Source organism: Methylorubrum sp. Q1 (genome assembly GCF_004683995.1).
Classification (GTDB): domain Bacteria; phylum Pseudomonadota; class Alphaproteobacteria; order Rhizobiales; family Beijerinckiaceae; genus Methylobacterium.
On the sequence record NZ_SRHQ01000002.1, the window covers coordinates 191,742 to 213,387 of the forward strand.

Annotated in this window: 20 protein-coding genes; 15 read left to right on the forward strand and 5 right to left on the reverse strand. The window is 69.9% G+C overall.

What is annotated here, in order from left to right; translation table 11 throughout:
- Positions 1 to 34 precede the first annotated feature (34 nt).
- The 10 genes from E4V01_RS02805 to E4V01_RS02850 all read left to right on the forward strand — a co-directional run bounded on the left by E4V01_RS02805 (position 35) and on the right by E4V01_RS02850 (position 11,827).
- Positions 35 to 2,776 carry a hybrid sensor histidine kinase/response regulator gene (locus E4V01_RS02805; protein WP_135297325.1) on the forward strand — a complete coding sequence of 914 codons (2,742 nt, stop codon included), beginning with the start codon at positions 35 to 37 and terminating at the stop codon, positions 2,774 to 2,776.
- Positions 2,777 to 2,808: 32 nt separating this feature from the next.
- Positions 2,809 to 3,288: a chemotaxis protein CheW gene (locus E4V01_RS02810; protein ID WP_056204746.1), complete on the forward strand. Its 480-nt coding sequence runs from the start codon at positions 2,809 to 2,811 to the stop codon at positions 3,286 to 3,288.
- A gap of 20 nt (positions 3,289 to 3,308) precedes the next feature.
- Entirely contained in the window at positions 3,309 to 3,731 is a 423-nt protein-coding gene (locus tag E4V01_RS02815; protein ID WP_135297326.1) for a PleD family two-component system response regulator, read from the forward strand.
- A gap of 65 nt (positions 3,732 to 3,796) precedes the next feature.
- Positions 3,797 to 4,945 carry a chemotaxis response regulator protein-glutamate methylesterase gene (locus tag E4V01_RS02820; protein WP_135297327.1) on the forward strand — a complete coding sequence of 383 codons (1,149 nt, stop codon included), beginning with the start codon at positions 3,797 to 3,799 and terminating at the stop codon, positions 4,943 to 4,945.
- Positions 4,945 to 5,802: a protein-glutamate O-methyltransferase CheR gene (locus E4V01_RS02825; RefSeq protein ID WP_135297328.1), complete on the forward strand. Its 858-nt coding sequence runs from the start codon at positions 4,945 to 4,947 to the stop codon at positions 5,800 to 5,802. Before E4V01_RS02820 ends, E4V01_RS02825 begins: the two co-directional genes overlap by 1 nt.
- A 46-nt stretch (positions 5,803 to 5,848) precedes the next feature.
- Positions 5,849 to 6,574: a 5-oxoprolinase subunit PxpB gene (gene pxpB, locus E4V01_RS02830; RefSeq protein WP_135297329.1), complete on the forward strand. Its 726-nt coding sequence runs from the start codon at positions 5,849 to 5,851 to the stop codon at positions 6,572 to 6,574.
- A complete protein-coding gene (locus tag E4V01_RS02835; protein ID WP_135297330.1) occupies positions 6,571 to 7,590 on the forward strand; it encodes a biotin-dependent carboxyltransferase family protein in 1,020 nt (339 codons plus the stop codon). Before pxpB ends, E4V01_RS02835 begins: the two co-directional genes overlap by 4 nt.
- A 46-nt stretch (positions 7,591 to 7,636) precedes the next feature.
- A complete protein-coding gene (locus tag E4V01_RS02840; RefSeq protein WP_135297331.1) occupies positions 7,637 to 8,731 on the forward strand; it encodes a UV damage endonuclease UvsE in 1,095 nt (364 codons plus the stop codon).
- A gap of 120 nt (positions 8,732 to 8,851) precedes the next feature.
- Positions 8,852 to 11,572, forward strand: a complete 2,721-nt coding sequence (locus tag E4V01_RS02845; RefSeq protein WP_135297332.1) for a TIGR02302 family protein — start codon at positions 8,852 to 8,854, stop codon at positions 11,570 to 11,572.
- A 69-nt stretch (positions 11,573 to 11,641) separates the two neighbouring features.
- Positions 11,642 to 11,827: a twin transmembrane helix small protein gene (locus E4V01_RS02850; protein ID WP_060769201.1), complete on the forward strand. Its 186-nt coding sequence runs from the start codon at positions 11,642 to 11,644 to the stop codon at positions 11,825 to 11,827.
- A gap of 19 nt (positions 11,828 to 11,846) precedes the next feature.
- Here the strand turns inward: E4V01_RS02850 and E4V01_RS02855 are convergent, their stop codons facing one another.
- On the reverse strand, positions 11,847 to 12,338 hold the full coding sequence (locus E4V01_RS02855; RefSeq protein ID WP_193763133.1) for a lipocalin-like domain-containing protein: 492 nt from the start codon (positions 12,336 to 12,338) through the stop codon (positions 11,847 to 11,849).
- A gap of 275 nt (positions 12,339 to 12,613) precedes the next feature.
- Here E4V01_RS02855 and E4V01_RS02860 point away from each other — a divergent pair, with 275 nt between their 5' ends.
- The 5 genes from E4V01_RS02860 (at position 12,614) to E4V01_RS02880 (ending at position 16,929) form a co-directional block, all read left to right on the forward strand.
- Complete coding sequence (locus tag E4V01_RS02860) at positions 12,614 to 13,252, forward strand: acyloxyacyl hydrolase (protein WP_060769203.1); 639 nt, start codon at positions 12,614 to 12,616, stop codon at positions 13,250 to 13,252.
- A 120-nt stretch (positions 13,253 to 13,372) separates the two neighbouring features.
- On the forward strand, positions 13,373 to 13,945 hold the full coding sequence (locus E4V01_RS02865; protein WP_060769204.1) for a cob(I)yrinic acid a,c-diamide adenosyltransferase: 573 nt from the start codon (positions 13,373 to 13,375) through the stop codon (positions 13,943 to 13,945).
- A 162-nt stretch (positions 13,946 to 14,107) separates the two neighbouring features.
- A complete protein-coding gene (locus tag E4V01_RS02870; protein ID WP_060769205.1) occupies positions 14,108 to 14,857 on the forward strand; it encodes an electron transfer flavoprotein subunit beta/FixA family protein in 750 nt (249 codons plus the stop codon).
- Positions 14,858 to 14,936: 79 nt separating this feature from the next.
- Entirely contained in the window at positions 14,937 to 15,890 is a 954-nt protein-coding gene (locus E4V01_RS02875) for an electron transfer flavoprotein subunit alpha/FixB family protein (RefSeq protein WP_135297333.1), read from the forward strand.
- A gap of 157 nt (positions 15,891 to 16,047) precedes the next feature.
- Positions 16,048 to 16,929: a 3-hydroxybutyryl-CoA dehydrogenase gene (locus tag E4V01_RS02880; RefSeq protein WP_060769207.1), complete on the forward strand. Its 882-nt coding sequence runs from the start codon at positions 16,048 to 16,050 to the stop codon at positions 16,927 to 16,929.
- Between the two features lie 92 nt (positions 16,930 to 17,021).
- Here the strand turns inward: E4V01_RS02880 and E4V01_RS02885 are convergent, their stop codons facing one another.
- The 4 genes from E4V01_RS02885 to glgX form a co-directional block, all read right to left on the reverse strand.
- Entirely contained in the window at positions 17,022 to 17,300 is a 279-nt protein-coding gene (locus E4V01_RS02885; protein ID WP_060769208.1) for a hypothetical protein, read from the reverse strand.
- A gap of 192 nt (positions 17,301 to 17,492) precedes the next feature.
- On the reverse strand, positions 17,493 to 18,503 hold the full coding sequence (locus E4V01_RS02890) for an NAD(P)H-quinone oxidoreductase (RefSeq protein WP_060769209.1): 1,011 nt from the start codon (positions 18,501 to 18,503) through the stop codon (positions 17,493 to 17,495).
- 235 nt (positions 18,504 to 18,738) lie between these two features.
- Complete coding sequence (upp, locus tag E4V01_RS02895) at positions 18,739 to 19,389, reverse strand: uracil phosphoribosyltransferase (RefSeq protein ID WP_060769210.1); 651 nt, start codon at positions 19,387 to 19,389, stop codon at positions 18,739 to 18,741.
- 96 nt (positions 19,390 to 19,485) lie between these two features.
- Complete coding sequence (gene glgX, locus E4V01_RS02900) at positions 19,486 to 21,579, reverse strand: glycogen debranching protein GlgX (RefSeq protein WP_135297334.1); 2,094 nt, start codon at positions 21,577 to 21,579, stop codon at positions 19,486 to 19,488.
- Positions 21,580 to 21,646 lie beyond the last annotated feature (67 nt).

The window sequence follows — 21,646 nt, forward strand, 5'->3', positions numbered from 1 at the left end:
CACGTCCCTTTGTGCGCGTAGACGAGTACCCCCCATGGACGATCTGCTTCGCGAGTTTCTGGTCGAGAGCGCCGAGCATCTGGACACCGTCGATGCGGAGCTGGTCCGTTTCGAACAGGACCCCAATAACCAGCAGATCTTGCGCAATATCTTCCGGCTCGTCCACACCATCAAGGGGACGTGCGGGTTTCTCGGCCTGCCGCGCCTCGAAGCGCTGGCGCACGCCGCCGAGACCTTGATGGGGCGCTTCCGCGACGGCTATCCCGTCAGCGGCGCCTCGGTCACGTTGATCCTGGCCACCCTCGACCGCCTCAAGGCGATCCTGGGCGACTTGGAAGCCACCGGCTCCGAGCCGGGCGGCGCCGACGAAGACCTGATCGGGGCCCTGGAGAAGATGGCCTCCGAGGAATCGCCCGTCGCCGCGGCTCCGCCGCCGCCGCCGCTTCCCGAGCTGCCGCCGATCGTCGAGCGCGAGCTCAAGCCCGGTGAAGTCTCGCTGGACGATCTCGAACGGGCTTTCATGGAAGCCCCCGGCCCCGACGACTTTGCCGCCGCGCCCGCCATGGACGCTCCGGCCCACGTCTTCGACGCGGGCGAGCCCGCTTTCGACAGCGCCCCCGAGCCCGCGGCCCCGGCTCCGGAGCGCCCTGCGGCCACGGCGGCCGCGTCGCCCGCCGCCGAGGGCGGTGAGAGTGCGGTGGCCGCCAAGGTGCAGACGATCCGCGTGAACGTCGACACCATCGAGCACCTGATGACGATGGTCTCGGAACTGGTGCTGACCCGCAACCAGCTCCTCGAGATCGCCCGCCGTCACGAGGATTCCGGCTACAAGGTCCCGCTCCAGCGCCTCAGCCACGTCACGGCCGAGCTGCAGGAAGGCGTGATGAAGACGCGCATGCAGCCGATCGGCAATGCGTGGCAGAAGCTGCCCCGCGTCGTGCGCGACCTCTCGGCCGAACTCGGCAAGGGTATCGACCTCGTGATGTCGGGCGCCGAGACCGAACTCGACCGCCAGGTGCTCGACGTCATCAAGGACCCGCTCACCCACATGGTGCGCAACTCGGCCGATCACGGCATCGAGTCCACCAACGAGCGCATCAAGGCCGGCAAGCCCGCCCGTGGCGCGATCCGTCTCTCCGCCTACCACGAGGGCGGCACGATCACGATCGAGATCGCCGACGACGGCAAGGGCCTCGACCTCGCCGCGATCCGCAAGAAGGCGGTCGAGCGCAACTTCGCGCCCGCCGCCGACATCGAGCGGATGACCGACGCGCAGGTCGCGAAGTTCATCTTCCACGCCGGCTTCTCCACCGCCAAGGCGGTGACCTCGGTCTCCGGCCGCGGCGTCGGCATGGACGTTGTCAAGACCAACATCGAAACCATCGGCGGCGTGGTCGACATCGCCACCGAACTGGGCAAGGGCACGACCTTCACCATCAAGATCCCGCTGACGCTCGCCATCGTCTCGGCGCTGATCGTCAAGGCCGGCGCACAGCGCTACGCCGTGCCGCAGATTGCGGTGCTGGAGCTGGTGCGGGTCGATCCCAAGGGTGACAACACCAGCGCGAACTCCATCGAGCGCATCCACGGCGCGCCGGTGCTGCGCCTGCGCGAGCGGCTCCTGCCGATCGTCACCCTCAACGGGCTGATGCGCGGGCAGGCGACCGTCGAGGAGGGCGAGGTCGTGGAATCCGGCTTCGTGGTGGTGGCTCAGGTCGGCCGGCAGCGCTTCGGCGTGCTCGTGGACGAGGTCTTCCACACGGAAGAGATCGTCGTGAAGCCGATGTCGTCGAAGCTGCGGCACATCCCACTCTTTGCCGGCAACACGATCCTCGGCGACGGCGCCGTGGTACTGATCGTCGATCCCAACGGCGTCGCCAAGCTGGTGGGCCAGAGCGCCCAGTCCGGCGCGGCGACGGAGACCGAGTCCGAGGAGGTCGAGGCCGGCGACGCCAAGGCGACGCTCCTCGTGTTCAAGGGCGGCGGCGGCGGCTTCAAGGCGGTGCCGCTCTCGCTCGTCACCCGGCTGGAGGAGATCGACGCCTCGAAGATCGAGCATCTCGGCGGGCGTCCGCTGATCCAGTACCGCGGCCGCCTCATGCCGCTGGTGCCGGCCGATCCGGCGGTTCCGATCCGCTCGGAGGGCAGCCAGGCGCTGGTCGTGTTCTCCGACGGCGACCGGGCGATGGGCCTCGTCGTGGACGAGATCGTCGACATCGTCGAGGAGCGCCTCGACATCGAGATCTCGGCGGACCGCTCCGACCTCATCGGCTCGGCGGTTCTGCGGGGCCGGGCGACCGACATCATCAACATCGCCCACTTCCTGCCGCTCGCCTACGACGACTGGGCGCGGGGCCCGCGCAAGTCGGTGGTCAAGGCGCCCTCGCTCCTGCTCGTGGACGACTCGGCCTTCTTCCGCGACATGCTCACCCCCGTCCTCAAGGCGGCGGGCTACGGCGTGACGACCGCGTCCTCCGCCGAAGAGGCACTCGGTCTGCTCAAGGGGAGTGCCAGCATCGACCTCGTGGTCAGCGATCTCGACATGCCCGGCCGCAGCGGCTTCGACCTCGTCGCCGCCATGCGCAAGAGCGGCGGGCGGCTGGCCGCGATGCCGGTGATCGCGCTCACCGGCACGGTCGCCCCCGACGCCATCGAACAGGCGCGACGCCTCGCCATCAGCGATCTCGTCGCCAAGTTCGACCGCAGCGGCCTGATCGCGGCGCTCGCCGAGATCGGCGAAGCCGCCCAAGCGGCCGACGCCCGCGCCGCTGCCTGAACCACGAACGGACCGGAAGAGGATACGCCGCCATGCAGGCCGCCAACGGAAACACCGTTCCCACCGACACCACCGACTACGTCACCGTCTTCGTCGGCGAGACGATGTTCGGGCTCACCATCGACCGGGTGCACGACGTGTTCGTGCCCGCCGGCATCACCCCGGTGCCGCTCTCGCCCCGGGAAATCGTCGGCCTCCTGAACCTGCGCGGACGGGTCGTCACGGCCCTGTGCCTGCGCCGCCGCCTCGGCATCCCCGGCCGCGAGGCGGGCGCGGCCGAGATGGCGATCGGCCTGGAGCAGGCGGGCGAGACCTTCGCGCTCATCGTCGACGGTGTCGGCGAGGTGCTGAAGCTCGGCGCCGACACGCAGGAGCCGGTGCCGATCAACCTCGATCCCCGCTGGCGCGACCTCTCGCTCGGCGTCCACCGTCTCGACGGGCGCCTCCTGGTCATCCTCGACGTCGATGCGCTGCTCGCCTTCGGCGATGCCCGCGAGGCGAAGGTCGCCTGAAGCCAAGGGATGCGCGCGTGATGACCGGCCCGACCAAGAAATCGACCAAGAACCCGGCGAAGACGGCGCTGATCGTCGATGACTCGGCGGTGATCCGCAAGGTCGCCCGCCGCATCCTGGAAACCCTCGACTTCAGCGTCCGCGACGCGGAAGACGGCGTCACGGCGCTGGCGATGTGCGCGGAAGCGATGCCGACGGTGATCCTGCTCGACTGGAACATGCCGAACATGGACGGCTACGAGGTGCTGCGGCACCTGCGTCAGTCCCCGCTCGGCGACCAGCCGAAGGTTCTGTTCTGCACCACCGAGAACGATCTCGGCGCCATCGCCCGGGCGCTCCGCGCGGGCGCCGACGAGTACATCATGAAGCCCTTCGACCGGGAGATCATGATGGCCAAGCTCGATCAGGTCGGCTTCGCGGTCCATCCGTCCGTAGCCGCCTGATCCGTCTCCGGGGGTTTGCCCAGGCCTCCGCCCTTCATTTCGCTCCCCCGGAAACGAGTTCCCCCATGTCGGCATTCCCGGCCGTCGCACAGGCTCCGGCGGCGCGCAGCCCGATCAAGGTGCTGGTCGCCGACGATTCGGCGGTGGTGCGCGGGCTCGTCTCGCGCTGGCTCGGCGAGGCGGGCCACGAGGTGGTCGCCACCGCGCCCAACGGCCGCGCCGCCGTGGACGCGCTGGCCCGCTGCAACCCCGACGTGGTGCTCCTCGACATCGAGATGCCGGAACTCGACGGCATCCAGGCCCTGCCCCTGATGCTCGCCAAGCAGCCGGGGATCCAGGTCGTGATGATGTCGACGCTGACCCAGCGCAACGCCGATGTCTCCTTGCGCTGCCTCGCGCTCGGTGCGGTCGATTACATCCCCAAGCCCGAGAGCAACCGCGGCGTCACCACCTCGGACGGCTTCCGCAACGACCTGATCGAGCGCATCCGGGTGTTCGGGGCCGCCCGCGCCCGGCGCCGGCCCGCGCCGACCGCGGTCGAATCCGCCTCCTCCGCAGCGCCCGCCGCACCGGCCGTCTCGCGCCTGTCGGGCACGGTGACGCTGCGGCCGAAGCCGCGCACCGTGGTGCCGCCGCGCGCCCTGCTGATCGGCTCCTCGACCGGCGGCCCGCGGGCGGTCGGCGAGGTGCTGGAGAAGATCGGCGCGGCCACGCTCCGGCGCCTGCCGGTGCTGATCGTCCAGCACATGCCGCCGGTCTTCACCGCCGTCTTCGCCGAGCATCTCGGCGCCCGGATCGGGCTGCCGGCCGCCGAGGGCAAGGCCGACGAGCGGTTGCAGCCCGGCCGCATCTACGTCGCCCCGGGCGGGCGCCACATGCGGCTCGCAGGCTCCGCGACCGAGACCATCATCCGCCTCGACGACGGGCCACCGGTGAACTTCTGCCGCCCGGCGGTGGACGTCATGTTCCTCGATGCCGCCGCGCTCTACGGCGGGGCGACGCTGAGCGTCATCCTCACCGGCATGGGTTCGGACGGCACGGCCGGCGCCCGCGCGCTGGTGGAGGCCGGCGGCATCATGCTCGCTCAGGACGAAGCCACCAGCACGGTCTGGGGCATGCCCGGAAGCGTCGCCAAAGCGGGCCTGTGCCACGCCGTCCTGCCGCTCCCCGAGATCGGACCGGCTCTGCGCAACGCGATCGCGGAGCGGGTTTGATGACCGAAGCGGATTTCACGTTCCTGCGCGACTATCTCAGGAAGCGCTCCGGGCTCAGCCTCGGCGCGGAGAAGCGTTACCTGGTGGAGAGCCGGCTCACCCCCGTCTGCCGCCGTTTCGGGATCGCGACGCTCACCGACCTCGTCGGCACCCTGCGGGTGTCGCGCGAGGGGGCGCTGGAGAAGGCCGTGGTCGAGGCGATGACCACCAACGAGACGTTCTTCTTCCGCGATCGCGCGCCGTTCGACCTGTTCCGCGACGTGCTGCTGCCGAAAGCCATCGCGGCACGCGCGCCCCAGCGGCGCCTGCGGATCTGGTCGGCGGCGGCCTCCACGGGGCAGGAGCCGTACTCGCTCGCGATGATGATCCAAGAGGCCGTGGCGCAACTCGCCGGCTGGCAGATCGAGATCGTCGGCACCGACCTCTCGACCGAGGTCTTGGAGAAGGCGCGGCTGGGCCTCTACAGCCATTTCGAGGTGCAGCGCGGCCTGCCGGTGCAGCTCCTCGTGAAGCACTTCACCCAGATCGGCGAGCAGTGGCGGATCAGCCCGGCGCTCGCCGGAATGGTGAGCTTCCGGCCGCTCAACCTGTTGAGCCCGTTCGAGCATCTCGGCCAGTTCGACATCGTCTACTGCCGCAACGTGCTGATCTATTTCGACGCGCCGACCAAGACCGAGGTGTTGGAGCGGATCGCCAAGACGCTCGCCCCCGACGGCGCGCTGCTGCTCGGCGCCGCCGAGACCGTGATCGGCCTCACCGAGGCGCTGGTGCCCGATCCCCAGCACCGCGGACTCTACCGCCAGGCCGCAGCCGCCGGGCGAACGGCGGTGCCCCACCGCCTCGCGGCCGGGTTCTGACGATCGACGTCTCGCGGCGGGCTGCCCGATTGGGTAACCTGCCGCCATGATGCACGACGCGCCGCGGCTGCTGCCCTGCGGAGATACGGCCTTCACCATCGAGTTCGGCTCAGGCATCGATGCGCGCCTCAGCGCCCGCGTGCTGGCCCTCGATACGGCGCTCGCGGAGCGGGCCCTCCCCGGCGTGCTGGAGACGGTGCCGACCTACCGCTCGCTGACCGTCCATCTCGATCCGCTCCGCGCCGATCCGGCCGCACTCGGCCGGGCCGTCCTGGCGCTCGCGGGCGAATTGCTCGCCGTGGTTCCGGCCCCGCGCCTGTGGCGCATCCCCGTGGTCTATGGCGGCGCGTTCGGGATCGATCTCGACGCGGTCGCCGCCCATCACGGGCTCGCGCCCGAAGCGGTGATCGCGCGCCACAGCGCCCCGGAATACCGGGTCGCGATGATCGGCTTCCTGCCGGGCTACGCCTATCTCGAAGGGCTCGATTCCGGGCTCGCCCTGTCGCGCCGGCCCGCCCCGCGCCCGGTCACGCCGGCCGGCACCATCTCCATCGGCGGCGCCCAGGCGCTGGTGGCGAGCATCGCGGCCCCGAGCGGCTGGCATCTTCTGGGGCGAACCCCCGAAAAGACCTTCGTGCCGGAGCGCGACCCCGTCTTCCTGCTCCGCCCCGGCGACCGGGTGCGGTTCGTCCCGACCCCGGCCGGGCGCTGGGACGCGCTCACCGCCGCGGCGGAGGCCGGCGAACCGGTGGCCGAGTTGTGCGAGGGATGAGCGCCCACCTCCATCTCGCCCGCCTCACCGGCGCGGCCTCGCTTCAGGATGGCGGGCGGCGGGGCTATCTCCGCTTCGGGCTTTCGGCCTCCGGGCCGATGGACCCGCTCGCCTTCGCCGCCGCCAACCGCCTCGTCGGCAACCCGGCCGATGCGGCGGCGCTCGAACTGGGGCTGGCCGGGGCGAGCCTGCGCGTCGAGGGCGGGGCCGTGCGCCTCGCGCTGGCGGGAGCGCCGAGCGGACTGCGCCTCGATGGCGAGCCGCTCGCCGCGCATCGCTCCTTCGTCCTGCGCGAGGGCTCGGCGTTGACGGTCGAGCGACCGCGCGAGGGCGTGTTCGCCTATCTCGCGGCGGCCGGCGGCTTTCCCGTCCGCAGCGTCATGGGCAGCCGGGCGCTCCACCAGCGCGCGGCACTCGGCGGCCTCGACGGGCGCGCATGCCGCGAGGGCGACCGCCTGCCGCTCGCCGCCCCGGCCTCGGGCGAGGCGGACTCGAGCCTCGATCCGATCCCGCTGGAGCGCGATGCGCCGATCCGCGTCGTCCTCGGGCCGCAGGACGACCTGTTCTCGCAAGCCAGCCTCGCGACCTTCCTCAGCGAGCCCTTCACGGTGTCGAACCGGGCCGACCGGATGGGCTATCAGCTCGACGGACCGGAGATCGCCCACGGTGCGGGCGGCTTCAACATCGTCTCCGACGCCACCGTGGCCGGGTCGGTCCAGGTGCCGGGTTCGGGCCGCCCCATCGTCCTGCTCGCCGACCGCCAGACCACCGGCGGCTATCCGAAGGTCGCCACCGTGATCTCCGCCGATCTGCGACGGATCGCCCAGCGTCGGCCGGGCGAGACGGTGCGGTTCGCGGCGGTCGATCTCGCCACCGCCACCCGGCTTGCCCGCGAGGCGGCAGCGCGGATCGCGGCCCTGGGCGCCCGCCTCCGGCCGGTCGAGGGCGAGGCCGAGCGGCTGATGGCGGCCAACCTCGCCGGGGCGGCGGTGGACGCTTTGCGCGCGGAGGATTGATCTTTTTTGCCGGGGGCCGAAGCCGGCCCTGACGCGTTATCGGCCCATGTCGCGCAAGCCCAACCCCCCCAGTCCCAACACCTCCGAGCCGCCTCGCCTCGGCTTCTGCTGCACCTTCATCCCCGATCCGGACCCGGCCCACAAAACCCTGAAGGCCGCCAAGGACGCGGCCAAGCTGATGAATCTCGGCACGGTGACGATGGCGCATCTGGAGCGCCTCGAACCCACCGCGCGCTTCGAGAAGCTGGAGGGCGTGGTCCGCCACAACCTCGCGGCGCTGGAACGCCAGATCGCCTGGGTGTCGGCCCGGCCGCCCCTGGAGCGGCTGCTGCGCATGGCGAGTTCGGTGCTCCCCGGCTACACCCATCCGGTGGCAGAGCCGCTTTATGCGCAAGCCCCGATGCGCGCCCTGATCGAGGCCGGCCTCGCGCGGATCGGCGCGCAGGCGCGGGCGGGGGACGTGCGGCTCAGCATGCATCCCGGTCCGTTCTGCATCATCGCCTCGCGCAACCCGAACGCGCAGAAAAACGGCATCGCCGAACTCGAATACCATGCCGAGGTGATGGCGATGCTGGGCTACGGCTCCGGCTGGCACCCGCATGGCGCCCACGTGAACATCCATATCGGCGGGCGCGAGCCCGGCATCGAGGGATTTCGGGATAGCCTGTCGCTGATCTCGGAGACGGCGCGCAACCTGCTCACCGTCGAGAACGACGAGTCGCTGTTCGGCCTCGACGCGGTGCTGCGGCTCGGCGACCGGGTGCCGGTGGTGCTCGATCTCCACCATCACTGGGTCGAGAGCCGCGGCGCCTATCTCGAACCCGACGATCCCCGGATCCCGGCGGTGATCGCCTCGTGGCGCGGGGTGCGGCCGGTGAGCCATATCAGTGTTTCACGGGAAACGGTCCTGCCCGAGCACGATACCGGCACGCTGCCGGACTACGCGGCGCTGTCCGAGCAGGGGCATTCCTGGCGCGATCTGGCCGCCCATTCCGACCTGATGTGGAACGAGGCGGTCAACGCGCTCGTCGCCCGGCACCTCGCCTGGACCGATTTCGAGATCGAGGCCAAGGGAAAGAACCGAGCGAGCGTGCCGCTCGCCGCTCGGATCGGTCGCGACCTGTCGTTGGCCGCGGCCTGACGGCACCAAGCGCGGCTGGGCGGATTTGACCCGGCGGAGCGCGCCCGTCACCATGCTAGCTTCCTCATTCGTGCGCGGGGCTCGTCTGCCCGGCGCCCGCGGGAGCCGCGACCGGACACGATGAGCGAGGCCGAACGGACGAATTCGAGCAGCGGCGATCCAAAGGGCGCGCCGCGCCGCCGCCTCGACCGGCTGGTGGCGCAGGCGCGGGCTGCGGGCCTGTGGGAGCGGGCTTGGCCGGTGCTGTGGCGCGGGCTTGGCGTCGTCCTGGCTTTCCTCGCCGCCTCCTGGCTCGGCCTGTGGCTCGATTTGTCCCCGGTTGGGCGCATGGTCGGGCTCGGGTTCTTCGCCGCTCTGTTCGCCGCCGCTTTGTGGCCGGCCGTTCGGCTCCGCGCCCTGAGCCGGCGCGAGGCGCTCGCCCGGATCGACCGCGAGGCCGCCCGCAAGGGGGGGACCGCGCATGATCCGGCTTCTTCGATCGAGGACACGCTAGCTGTCGGCCAGAGCGATCCGGTCACCCGCGCCCTGTGGGCCCTGCATCAGTCGCGGGCCGCCGCCGCCGTCGCGCGGCTGAAGGCCGGGCGCCCGCGCCCGCATATGCCGGGCCACGATCCGCTGGCGCTCCGCGCGGGCGTCCTCGTCGCGGCGCTGGCCGCCCTGTTCGTCGCCGGCCCCGAATGGCGCGGGCGCGTCGCCGCCGCCTTCGACTGGCGCGAGCCCCAGGCCGCGGCACCGAGCTTCCGCGTCGATGGCTGGATCGACCCGCCGATCTACACCCGCGTGCCGCCGCTGATCGTGACGATGTCGGGCACCCCGAAGGACCCGGTGCAGCGCCTGCGCGCGCCGGTCAATTCCACCCTGATCGTGCGCATCGCCGGCCAGGGCGAGGCGGAGCTGACCCCGAACGCCGCCCTTGTGCCGGTGGCCAAGGACGAGAAGGACACCGCCGGCCGGCCCGCTCCGCAGAGCATCGTGCAGAACGGCGCGAAGGCCAACGAGACCCGCGCGACCCTGCGGGAGGAGCGCTTCCGGCTCGCGGGCGGCACCGCCGAACTCGGCATCGCCACCTCCGGATCGGAGCCGCAGCGCCTCGTGATCGAGACGATCCCCGACCGGCCGCCCGAGGTCAGCCAGGTCGGCGACCTCGAAGTGAACGGGCGCGGCACCTTCAATCTCAGCTACCGCGCCAAGGACGATTACGGCATCGCCGCCGCCGAGGGGCTGGTCGAGCCGGTGAAGCCCGGCCGCTCGCTCGTTCCGGTGCCGAAGATCCCGCTCGCGCTGCCGGCCGACGCCACGGGCGAGACCGACACCAAGACGCTGGTCGACCTCACCGACAATCCCTGGTCCGGCGCACGGGTGAAGCTCACCCTCGTGGTGCGCGACGAGGCCGGGCAGGAGGGCCGCACCGAGACCGCCGAGATCGTGCTGCCGGCCCGTCCCTTCAGCCAGCCGCTCGCCCGCGCGCTCGCCGAGGAGCGCCGCCGCCTCGTCACCGCGCCCGACGCGGACCGCGCCCGCGTCCAGACCGCGCTCGACGCCCTGCGGATCGCGCCGGAGCGCTTCACGCCGCAGCCCGCGATCTTCCTCGGCCTCACCACCGCCGCCAACCGGCTGCGGGCGGCGAAGTCGGACGAGGATCTCACCAACGTCGCCGACCTCCTGTGGGAGATGGCCCTCAAGATCGAGGACGGCGACCTCTCGGATGCCGAGAAGGCCCTGCGCGCCGCCCAGGACCGCCTCAAGGAGGCGATCGAGCGCAACGCCCCGGACGAGGAGGTCAAGAAGCTCACCGAGGATCTGAAACAGGCCCTCGACAAGTTCATGAAGGAGTTCGCCCAGCGGGCGAAGCCGCAGAACCGGCAGCAATCGGAGCGCCAGCAACAGCAGCAGAACGGCCAGACCGTCACGCCCGACGATCTCGAGAAGATGATCAAGGACATGCAGGAGGCGATGCAGCGCGGCGACACGGCGGAAGCCCAGCGCCTGCTCGAACAACTCCGCAACGTGCTCGAAAACCTCCAGAACGCCGAGAACGGCCAGAAGTCCGACGGCGGCATGGCCGAGATGAACCGGCAGCTCGACGAACTCGACAAGATGTCCCGCGAGCAGCAGGACCTGCGCGACGAGACCTACAAGGAAGGCCAGCAGGGCCAGCAGCGTCCCGGCCAGCGCCAGCGACCGCAGCCGGGCCAGCAGCAGGGGCAGCAAGGCCAGCGCGGGCAGCAGCCCGGCCGGCAGGGCGAGGGCCAGGAAGGCCAACAGGAGGGGCAGCAGGGCCGCGGCCAGCAGGGGCAGCGCGGCCAGGGCCAGCAAGGTCAGGGCGGCGGGCAGCAGGGCCAGAACATGGGCCAGCGCCAGCAGGGCCTGCGCGAGCAGCTCCAGGATCTCAAGAACCGGATGAAGCAGCAGGGGCTTCAGGGGGAAGAGGGGCTGGCGGATGCCGAGGAGGCCATGCGCGAGGCCGAGGAATCCCTCGGCCAGGGCCGCAACGGCGACGCGGTGGACGCGCAGGGCCGCGCCCTCGACGGGCTGAAGCGCGGTGCCGAGGGCATGCAGAAGCAGATGCAGCAGATGGCCGAGGGCCAGGAGGGCGAGGGCCAGCAGGAGGGCCAGTCCCAGGGCCGGCAGGGCCGCTCGGGCTCCGCCGACGACGACCCGCTCGGCCGTCCGACCCGTGGGCGCGACCTCTCGAACGGCAACGTGCGGGTGCCCAATGCCGACGAATCCGCGGTCCAGCGCGCCCGCCGGATCATGGAGGAGTTGCGGCGCAAGCTCGGCGACCCCTCGCGCCCGCAGGAAGAACTCGATTACTTCGAGCGTCTGCTCCGCCGGAACTGAACCCCGCCGATCGAACCCCATTTCGGGCCGTGCTCGCGCGGGCACGGCCTCTCACGAGATCAACGACCCATGTCTGCCAACCAGCTTGTTCTCCTCGCCTGCCTCGCCGTGGCCGCCGTGCTGCTCTTGGGCCTCGTCAACATGATGCGGGGCGGCAGCGCCAACGTCTCGCAGAAGCTGATGCGCCTGCGCGTGCTCCTGCAATTCGTCGCGATCATCGTCATCATGGGCGTGGTCTGGTGGCGGGCCGCCTGACCGCCCGACACGGCCGATCTCACTCCTTCGCGCGCTCGAAGGTCACGATGCTGCGGGTCTCGCCCCTGTCGGCCCAGTTCGGCATCACCCGCCAGGGGGTGAGTACCTGCAGCCGGTCGCCGTCGAGCGTGAACATCCGGGTCTGCTGCGTGCCGACCCACTTCGGATCCCAGGCGACGTCGAGATCGGCGGTCCAGCTGTCACCGTCGAGGCGGAATTTTCCGGAGTAGGAGACGAGGGTGCCCATCAGGGCCGCGCGCTCCGCCTCGGTCTCGGCGGGCTTGCGGCCCTCCCCGGTCAGGACGAAGAAGACGCGCTTCTCCGGCGTGAAATAGGCGTAGCCGGTCGGGTGCGCGCCCATCACCGGCAGCTTCTCGCCGTCCTTGCGGACCTCGACCTCGTAGGAGACGAGCTTCCACAGCCCGGTCAGCCGGGCCCCGTCCGCCGCCCGGGCCGGCTGCAGGCCGGCGGCCAGAACCGCTGCGCCCACCATCGCCATCGTCGTCCGCATCGCTTCCCCCCGGCTCCGGCACGTCCCCGACACGGGATCGCCCACCCCAACGCGAGAGGCGCGCGGTGGATGCATGATCGCGGCTCACGCACCCTGCGCGGTCACCGCCTCCGACGGACGCGTCCGTGACGTGACCGGCGATGCCGGCTCCCGACCGGAGTGTGGCGTCGGCGCCCCACCGGGCGGCCAAAAGCGTTGGAGCCGGATGAATCCGCGGGCTGCGTCCGGAGCGGCATGATATTCGAGGCGGGTTGAAACGGACGGACCGCCCGCCGATGAAGTCACCCCTTGCCCGGATTCTCGTCGGCGCCCTGGCCGCTTCGGCTGTCACGGCCACGCAGGCCGCCGATCTCGGCGCCGCCCGGGCTCCCGCTCCGCCGCCCTACTTCGCCCCCGTCCAGCCCTACTCCATCGTCTCCGAGGTCCGCATCGGCGGCTCGGTGCAGGATCCGGGCAGCGCCGAGGGCAAGCTGCCGGGCTTCAGCACCGCGAACGTCAACGGCGAGATCCTGTTCGCCAAGCCGTTGATCACCACCGATCCGTTCTGGCAGGCCTTCGTGCCGCGGCCCACCGTCGGCGGCAGCTACAACACCGGCGGCCGCACCAGCTACGCCTATATCGGCGCCACCTGGACCGTGGATCTCTTCCCCGAGACCCTGAACCGGCGCGTCTTCCTCGAAGGCTTCTTCGGCGGTGCGGCGCATAACGGCTATACCGGCCTGAAGGCGAATGCGCCCTACGGCTTCAACGCGCTGGGCTGCAATCCGCTGTTCCGCGAGGCGGCGGCGCTCGGCTTCCGCATCGACGCGCACTGGAGCGTCATGGCCACCGTCGAGCACATGTCGAATGCCGGCCTGTGCGGCGACAATCGCGGCCTGACCAATTTCGGCGGCAAGCTCGGCTACACCTTCTGACCAAAAGCCGCTTTTGCGGCTTGCCAGAGTTTTACGGGTTGCAAAGACCCGCCGGGCGCGAAACATCGCCCGGCGGGTCTTCTCTTTGAAGAACACTTAAAGGCCCGCGGGAGAGACGCCGTGGTCAAGCTCAACCGCATCTACACCCGCACCGGCGACCAGGGGACGACCGGGCTCGCCAACGGCGAGCGCCGCTCCAAGGCGGACCTGCGGGTGGAGGCCTACGGCACGGTCGACGAGACCAATGCCTGCATCGGCCTCGCCCGCCTCACCGCCGAGCCCGCCCTCGACGCGATGCTGGCGCGCATCCAGAACGACCTGTTCGATCTCGGCGCCGACCTCGCCACCCCGCCGAGCGACACGCCGCTGGGCTACGAGCCCCTGCGGATCGTGCCCGCTCAGGTGCAGCGGCTGGAGGCGGAGATCGACGCGCTCAACGCGAACATCCCGCCGCTGACATCCTTCGTCCTGCCCGGCGGTTCGGCCACGGCCGCCGCGCTCCACCTCGCCCGCACGGTCTGCCGCCGCGCCGAGCGGCTGGTGGTCGCGCTGTCGGGCGTCGAGAGCGAGGCAATTTCGGGGGAAGCCCTGCAATATCTCAACCGGCTGTCGGACTTCCTGTTCGTGGCCTCCCGCGCGGCCAACCGCGACGGCGCCGACGACGTGCTCTGGGTGCCCGGCCAGAACCGGTGAATCGCCGCGGGTCACGCCCCCGATAAGGCGCGTTGACAAGCGGGAAATCGCCTCGTTACGGTCCCGCCGCCCTGACAATCCCATCGATCGCGGTCAAGCGGGTCCGAGAGCCGTCCGTCAAGTGACGCCGGGACTTCGCAGGAGCGGAGGAAAGCGACAGCCATGAAGGTTCTGGTGCCCGTCAAGCGGGTCGTCGATTACAACGTGAAGATCCGCGTCAAGGCCGACGGGTCGGGCGTGGAACTCGCCAACGTCAAGATGTCGATGAACCCCTTCGACGAGATCGCCGTCGAAGAGGCGATCCGTCTGAAGGAAAAGGGCAAGGTCACCGAGATCGTCGCCGTCTCGATCGGCCCGCAGCAGGCCCAGGAGACCCTGCGCACCGCGCTCGCCATGGGCGCCGACCGGGCCATCCTGGTCAAGACCGATGTGAATTGCGAGCCGCTCGCCGTCGCCAAGGTGCTGAAGGCGATCGTCGGACGAGAGAGCCCGAATCTCGTCATCCTCGGCAAGCAGGCGATCGACGACGATTCGAACCAGACCGGCCAGATGCTCGCCGCACTCCTCGGCTGGCCACAGGGCACCTTCGCCTTCAAACTCGAATTCGGCGAGGGCGCGATCGACGTGACCCGCGAGGTCGATGGCGGCCTTCAGACCGTGTCGCTCAAGCTGCCGGCGATCGTCACGACGGATCTGCGCCTCAACGAGCCGCGCTACGCGAGCTTGCCCAACATCATGAAGGCGAAGAAGAAGCCGCTGGAGGAGCTGACTCCGGAGGGGCTCGGGATCGACGTCGCGCCGAAGCTGACCGTGCTCAAGGTCGTCGAGCCGTCGGGCCGGCAGGCGGGCGTCAAGGTCGGCTCCGCGGCCGAGCTGGTGCAGAAGCTCAAGGTCGAAGCCGGCGTGCTCTGATCCCGCTCCGATCCTCGCGGCGCCGCTCCCGGCCTCCGGTCGAGCGGCGCGCCTCCCCTCTTGTCGAGAAGTTTCGCCGATGACCACGCTCCTCTACGTCGAGCACGCCAACGGGCAGATCAAGGACGGTACGCTGAAGGCGCTGACCGCTGCCAAGGAACTGGGCGCGCCCATCCACGCTCTGGTGCTCGGCACCGGCTCGAAGGCGGCGGCCGAGGCTGTGGCCAAGTTCGAGGGCATCGAGACGGTGCTGAATTCCGAGGACGGCGCCTACGACCACGACCTCGCCGAGACGACCGCCGCCCTGATCGCCGCGATCGCCGAGCCCTACGACGCGATCGTCGCCGCCGCCACGACCACGGGCAAGAATACCCTGCCCCGCGTCGCCGCGCTCCTCGACGTCGCCCAGGTCTCCGACATCATCAAGGTCGTCTCGCCCGACACCTTCGAGCGGCCGATCTACGCCGGCAACGCGATCCAGACCGTGCAGTCCGGTGCGGGCAAGCGGGTCATCACCGTGCGCACCGCCGCCTTCAAGCCCGCGGAACCGGGCAGCGCCTCCGCCGCGATCGAGGCGGTCTCGGCGGCCGCGCCCGACGCGCTGGGCGCCGCCTATAAGTCGGAAGAGATCGCCAAGTCCGACCGGCCGGAGCTGGCCTCGGCCAAGTTCATCGTCTCCGGCGGCCGTTCGCTCGGCTCGGCGGAGAAGTTCAAGGAGCTGATCGAGCCGCTGGCCGACGCGCTGGGCGGCGCGGTCGGTGCCTCGCGCGCGGCGGTGGATGCCGGCTACGCCCCGAACGATTGGCAGGTGGGTCAGACCGGCAAGGTGGTGGCGCCCGACCTCTACGTCGCGGTCGGCATCTCCGGCGCGATCCAGCATCTGGCCGGCATGAAGGACTCGAAGGTCATCGTCGCCGTCAACAAGGACGAGGACGCGCCGATCTTCCAAGTGGCGGATTACGGGCTGGTCGGCGACCTGTTTCAGGTCGTGCCGGACTTGCAGGCCGAGATCGCCAAGGCCAAGGATCGTTAGACGCATCGGTAGACGGATCGGTAACGCACCTCGCGACACCGTCGAACCGGCTTGGGCGCCTGCGGCTTGAGCCCGGTTTGACGCATTTGTTGCAGTGCCGCATTCTAGAGGTGCGGTCGAGAGGACGATGCCGCAGCAGGTAGGACGCGATACGGTTATGGGCATCGAGATCAAGACGGTCGGCATCGTCGGTGCCGGCCAGATGGGGAACGGCATCGCGCATGTCTGCGCGACGTCGGGCCTCCAAGTGCGGCTGAACGACCGCGATCCCCAGCGGATCGATGCCGGTCTCGCGCAGATCGACGCGAACCTCACACGTCAGGTCCAGAAGGGAACGCTGAGCGACGAGCAGCGCCGCAGCGCCCTGGATCGCATCGCGGCGGCGCGCAGCTACGACGACCTCGCGCCCTGCGACCTCGTCATCGAGGCGGCGACCGAGGACGAGGCGACCAAGCGCAAGATCTTCCAGGCGCTCTGCCCCTCGCTCAAGCCCGACGCCTTGGTCGCGACCAACACCTCCTCGATCTCGATCACGCGGTTGGCTGCGGCGACCGATCGGCCGGACCGCTTCATCGGCATCCACTTCATGAACCCGGTGCCGGTGATGCAGCTCGTCGAGCTGATTCGCGGCATCGCCACCGAAGATCCGACCTACGAATCGGCCAAGGCCTTCATCGCCAAGCTCGGCAAGACCTCGACCATGTCCGAGGACTTCCCGGCCTTCATCGTCAACCGCATCCTGCTGCCGATGATCAACGAGGCGATCTACACGCTCTACGAGGGCGTGGGTTCGGTCGAGTCGATCGATACCGCGATGCGCCTCGGCGCGAACCACCCGATGGGGCCGCTGCAGCTCGCCGACTTCATCGGCCTCGATACCTGCCTGTCCGTGATGCAGGTGCTCTACGAGGGGCTGGCGGATTCGAAGTACCGCCCCTGCCCGCTGCTGGTGAAGTACGTCGAGGCCGGCTGGCTCGGCCGCAAGACCAAGCGCGGATTCTACGATTACCGCGGCGAGACGCCGATCCCGACGCGCTGAGGCCTCGCGCTGCGAGAGCGCATTCCGACGAAAAAGAAAAAGCCGCCCGAGACATCGTCCCGGGCGGCTTTTCGTGATCGTGCGGCTTGGCCTTACTGAGCCGACTTCTGCGCCGGCTGCGGATAGGCCGGGTTCTCGGCCGGAACGTTGCCGCTGTTGGAGGACGGGGCCTTGTTGACGGAACCCGTGGTTATCTCACGCGAGGATTCCTGGCTCTTGCCGGCGTAATCGGACGTCGTCTCCGCCCGGTTCCAGCTCAGGAGGCCGACTGCGGCCACCGCCAGCAGGACGAGGCTCGCCACCAGCACGTAGAGGACAGGCTTGCCCTTCGCACCCTGGCGGGCATCGGTTTGGGTCTCGATCTGGGCCATGAAATTCCCTCTCTTCCGCCCGACGAAAGGGGCGGCGTCGGCATCGGTTATGCTTGGCCAACGCCGGTCCGGCTCCGAGAGTTCCTGAGTAAGCTGCGCCTTGAGGCTCGTTCCGCATTCGGGACGAAGCTCAAGGTTCTCAGTTCGGCAGCCCTTCTTTCAAACTGCCGGGAACATCTTCGGGATGAGGCTTCAGCGGCCCGTCGTGAGCAGGATCTTGCCCGTGTGGCTGCTGGTTTCCATCAACTCGTGCGCCTTGCGCGCTTCCTCCAGCGGGAAGGTGGCGTGAACGACGGGCCGGATCTTGCCCGCCTCGACCAGCGGCCAGACATCCCGCTTCAACCCCTCGGCGATGGCGGCCTTCGCCTCCTTGGCCTGGGCCCGAAGGGTCGCGCCGGTGATGGTCAGGCGCTTGAGCATGATCGGGGTGAGCGTCAGGTTCTCGGCCTTGAAGCCCTTCATGAAGGCGATCTGGACGAGGCGCCCTTCCACCGCCAGCGAGGCGATGTTCCGCGAGAGGTAAGCCGCTCCGACCATGTCGAGGATCACATCGACCCCCTGACCGTCGGTGAGGCGCTTCACCTCCTCGGCGAAATCGGCCTCGCGGTAGTTGATGGCGGCATCCGCGCCCAGCTCTTCGCAGAACCGGCATTTCTCGGCGGAGCCGGCGGTGGTGAGGACGCGGGCGCCGTGCTGCTTGGCGATCTGGATCGCGGTGGTCCCGATGCCGCTCGACCCGCCATGCACGAGGAAGGTCTCGCCTTTCTGCAGGCGCCCGCGCTGGATCACCGTGGAATAGACGGTGAAGGTGGTCTCGGGCAGGCCGGCGGCCTCCACCAGCGAGAGCGGCCCGGGCTTCTTCAGCACCTGCCCGGCCTCGGCGACGGCGAATTCGGCGTAACCGCCGCTGATGACGAGGGCGCAGACCTCGTCGCCCTCCGAAAAACCCGTCACGCCCTCGCCCAGCGCCGCAATCCGGCCGGCGATCTCGAGGCCCGGAATCTCGGTCGCGCCCTTGGGCGGCGGGTAGCTGCCCTGGCGCTGCATGATGTCGGGCCGGTTGACCCCCGCCGCGACCACTTCGACCAGAACCTGCCCGGCCGCGGGCTCGGGCAGCGGCACGGTCTCGACCGCGATGACCTCAGGACCGCCCGCGCCAGTGAAGCGGATCTGGCGCATGGTCTCGGGCAGGTTTGTGGGCATGGGGTCTCCTCGGACTCACGCGGCGGGTCGGTCGCTCGCAGTTCGGGTCACATGGCGCACGCGACGGGGCGCGTCGAGCGGTGAACCGCCTTCGTCGTCGCGAGCGAACGCGAAGCGATCCGGCGGCGCGACCCTTCCGGACAGGGCCGAGCCCTGGTTCGCGTCGGCCCCGCCGCGCGATGACGCCGGCCACGGCGTGACGACCAACGGAATACCGGACCCGACGGCAAAAAAGTCAGCGGGTGCCGTACATCCGGTCGCCGGCATCGCCGAGGCCCGGCACGATGTAGCCGTGGTCGTTGAGGTGGCTGTCGATGGCTGCGGTCCAGACCGGCACGTCCGGATGCGCCGCCTGGAAGCGGGCGATCCCTTCGGGCGCGGCGAGCAGGCAGACGAAGCGGAGATCCTTCGCGCCCCGGCTCTTCAGCCGCTCCACCGCCGCGACCGCGGAATTGGCGGTGGCGAGCATGGGGTCGAGCACCAGCACGGTCCGGTCGGCCAGATCCGACGGGCTCTTGAAATAATACTCCACCGCCTGGAGCGTGTCGGGATCGCGGTAGAGCCCGACATGGGCGACGCGGGCCGAGGGCATCAGCGAGAGCATGCCGTCGAGAAAGCCGACGCCGGCCCGCAGGATCGGGGCGAGCACGAGCTTCTTGCCGGCGATCCGGCGCCCTTCCATGGGTTGAATCGGCGTCTGGATGGTGACCGGTTCGAGCGGCAGGTCGCGGGTCACCTCATAGGCGAGCAGCATCCCGATCTCGTTGAGGAGTTCGCGGAAACCCTTCGTCGAGCGCTCGCCGTCGCGCATCATCGTCAGCTTGTGCTGGACGAGGGGGTGATCGACCACCGTCACCCGCGCCGCGCCGCCGCTTTCCGCCTGCATCGATACCGTCCCTGTGCCTGTCGTGATCCGGGCCGCACGATGCCACGGGGGGCGGAGGAAGCCGAGACGCGCGGGACGTTTTCTCGCCTGAGCGGATCAATCGAGGAGGGGCGGCGACTTCAGCACCAGCACCGCCCGCTCGGGCAGATCGACGGTGCCGCCGACCGGAACCGGCGGACGCGCGTCGTCGGGGACCGTGCCGGTGTCGCGGGTGGTGTCGAAGACCGGGCGCCATGGGCCGCCGAGTTCCGGCGGCAGGGCGAAGGGGCAGGGCTCCGGCGCCGCGTTCATGAGGATGAGGACGCGCTCCGATCCCTCGATGTCGTTGCTCATCTGCATGCCGAAGGCGCGGCGCTCGCCGTCGCCCCAGGCGGCCGCGTCCATCTCGGTCCCGTCGGGGGAGAGCCAGTGCACGTCCTTCAGGGCCGTCTCGCCGACGCGGCTGCCGACGAGGAAGTGCCGCCGCCTCAAGGAACGGCAGACCCGGCGGAGCGCGGCGAGGTTCGCGACGAACTCGGTGAGCGTCGGATCGGGATCGGTCTCCCAATCCATCCAGCTCAACGCGCCGTCCTGGCAATAGGCGTTGTTGTTGCCGCCTTGCGTGCGGGATCGCTCGTCGCCCATCAGCAGCATCGGCACGCCCTGCGCGAAGAACACGCAGGCCAGCATGTTGCGCTTCTGCCGGGCGCGTAAGGCCAGGATACGGGTATCGTCGGTCGGCCCCTCGACGCCGTAATTGGCCGAGAGGTTGTGGCCGTGGCCGTCGCGGTTCTCCTCGCCGTTGGCCTCGTTGTGCTTCTCCTCGTAGGCCACCACGTCGGCGAGCGTGTAGCCGTCATGCGAGGCGACGAAGTTGATGCTGGCGAGCGGCGAGCGGCCGGAGGGCAGGAAGATCTCGCGCGAGCCGGAGAGTCCCTGAGTCAGCTTGGCGAGCGTGCCGGAATCCCCCCGCCAGAAGCCGCGGAGGTTGTCGCGGAACTGGTCGTTCCACTCGCTCCAGCCATAGGGATAGCCGCCGAGCTGGTAGCCGCCTCCGCCGATATCCCAGGGCTCGGCGATGAGCTTGACCCGCGAGAGAACGGGGTCCTGCTGCACCGCCTGGAAGAAGGCGGCCTGGGGTGAGAAGTCGCTCGGCGCGCGGCCGAGGCTCGTCGCGAGATCGAAGCGGAAACCCGCCACGCCGTAAGCGGTCACCCAGTGGCGCAAGCTGTCGAGCACCATCCGCATCACCCGCGGATGGGCGACGTTCAGGGTGTTGCCGCAGCCGGTACAGTCGATGTTGCGGCGTGGATTGTCGGGGTCGAGCTTGTAGTAGCTCGCATTGTCGATGCCGCGGAAGGCGAGGGTCGGCCCGAGATGATCACCCTCCGCCGTGTGATTGTAGACCACGTCGATCAGGGTCTCGATGCCGGCCGAGGCCAGTTCGCGGATGGCGAAGCGCAGCCCGCTCGCCCCGCCCTCGCCGAGATAGCGCGGCTCCGGCGCGAAGTAGTTGTAGGGCTGGTAGCCCCAGAAATTGACGAGGCCCTTGTCGATCAGGAAGCGGTCGTCGGCGAAGGCCTGGATCGGCAGGAGTTCGAGGGCGGTGACGCCGAGCTTCAAGAGGTGCTCGATGATCGCCGGGTGGGCGAGGCCGAGATAGGTCCCGCGCTCGGCCTCCGACAGCGCCGGATGCGTCCGGGTCAGCGCCTTGACGTGCGCCTCGTAGATCACCGTCTCTTGGAGCGGGCGCGGTGCGGGCAGGGCGATCGCGTCGGGGGTGTCGGGGCGGGCGACCACGCCGCGGGGCACGAACGGAGCGCTGTCGCGCCGGTCCATCTGGTCCTCACGGGCGCCGCCATGGCGATGGCTGTAGAGGGCGTCGTGCCAGCGGATGCGGCCGGCGATCTCGCGGGCATAGGGGTCGAGGACGAGTTTGGCCGGGTTGAAGCGGTGACCGGCCGCCGGATCCCAGGGACCGAACACGCGGTAGGCATATTGCTGCCCCGGCAGAAGGCCGTGGAGATAGCCGTGGAAGACGTCGTCGGTCCGGCAGGGCAGGCGGATCGTGCGCGATTCGTGACGCGCCCCGGGATCGAACAGGCAAAGATCGACCCGGGTCGCGTTCTGCGAGAAGAGGGCGAAGTTGACGCCGCGGCCGTCGAAATGCGCGCCAAGCGGTGTCGGCAGGCCCTCCTCGATGACAATCATTCCGGTCTTTCGTGAAGTGGGCCCAAAATGAAAGGCCACGCTTCGACTGAGGCCGATTCGTCGCCGA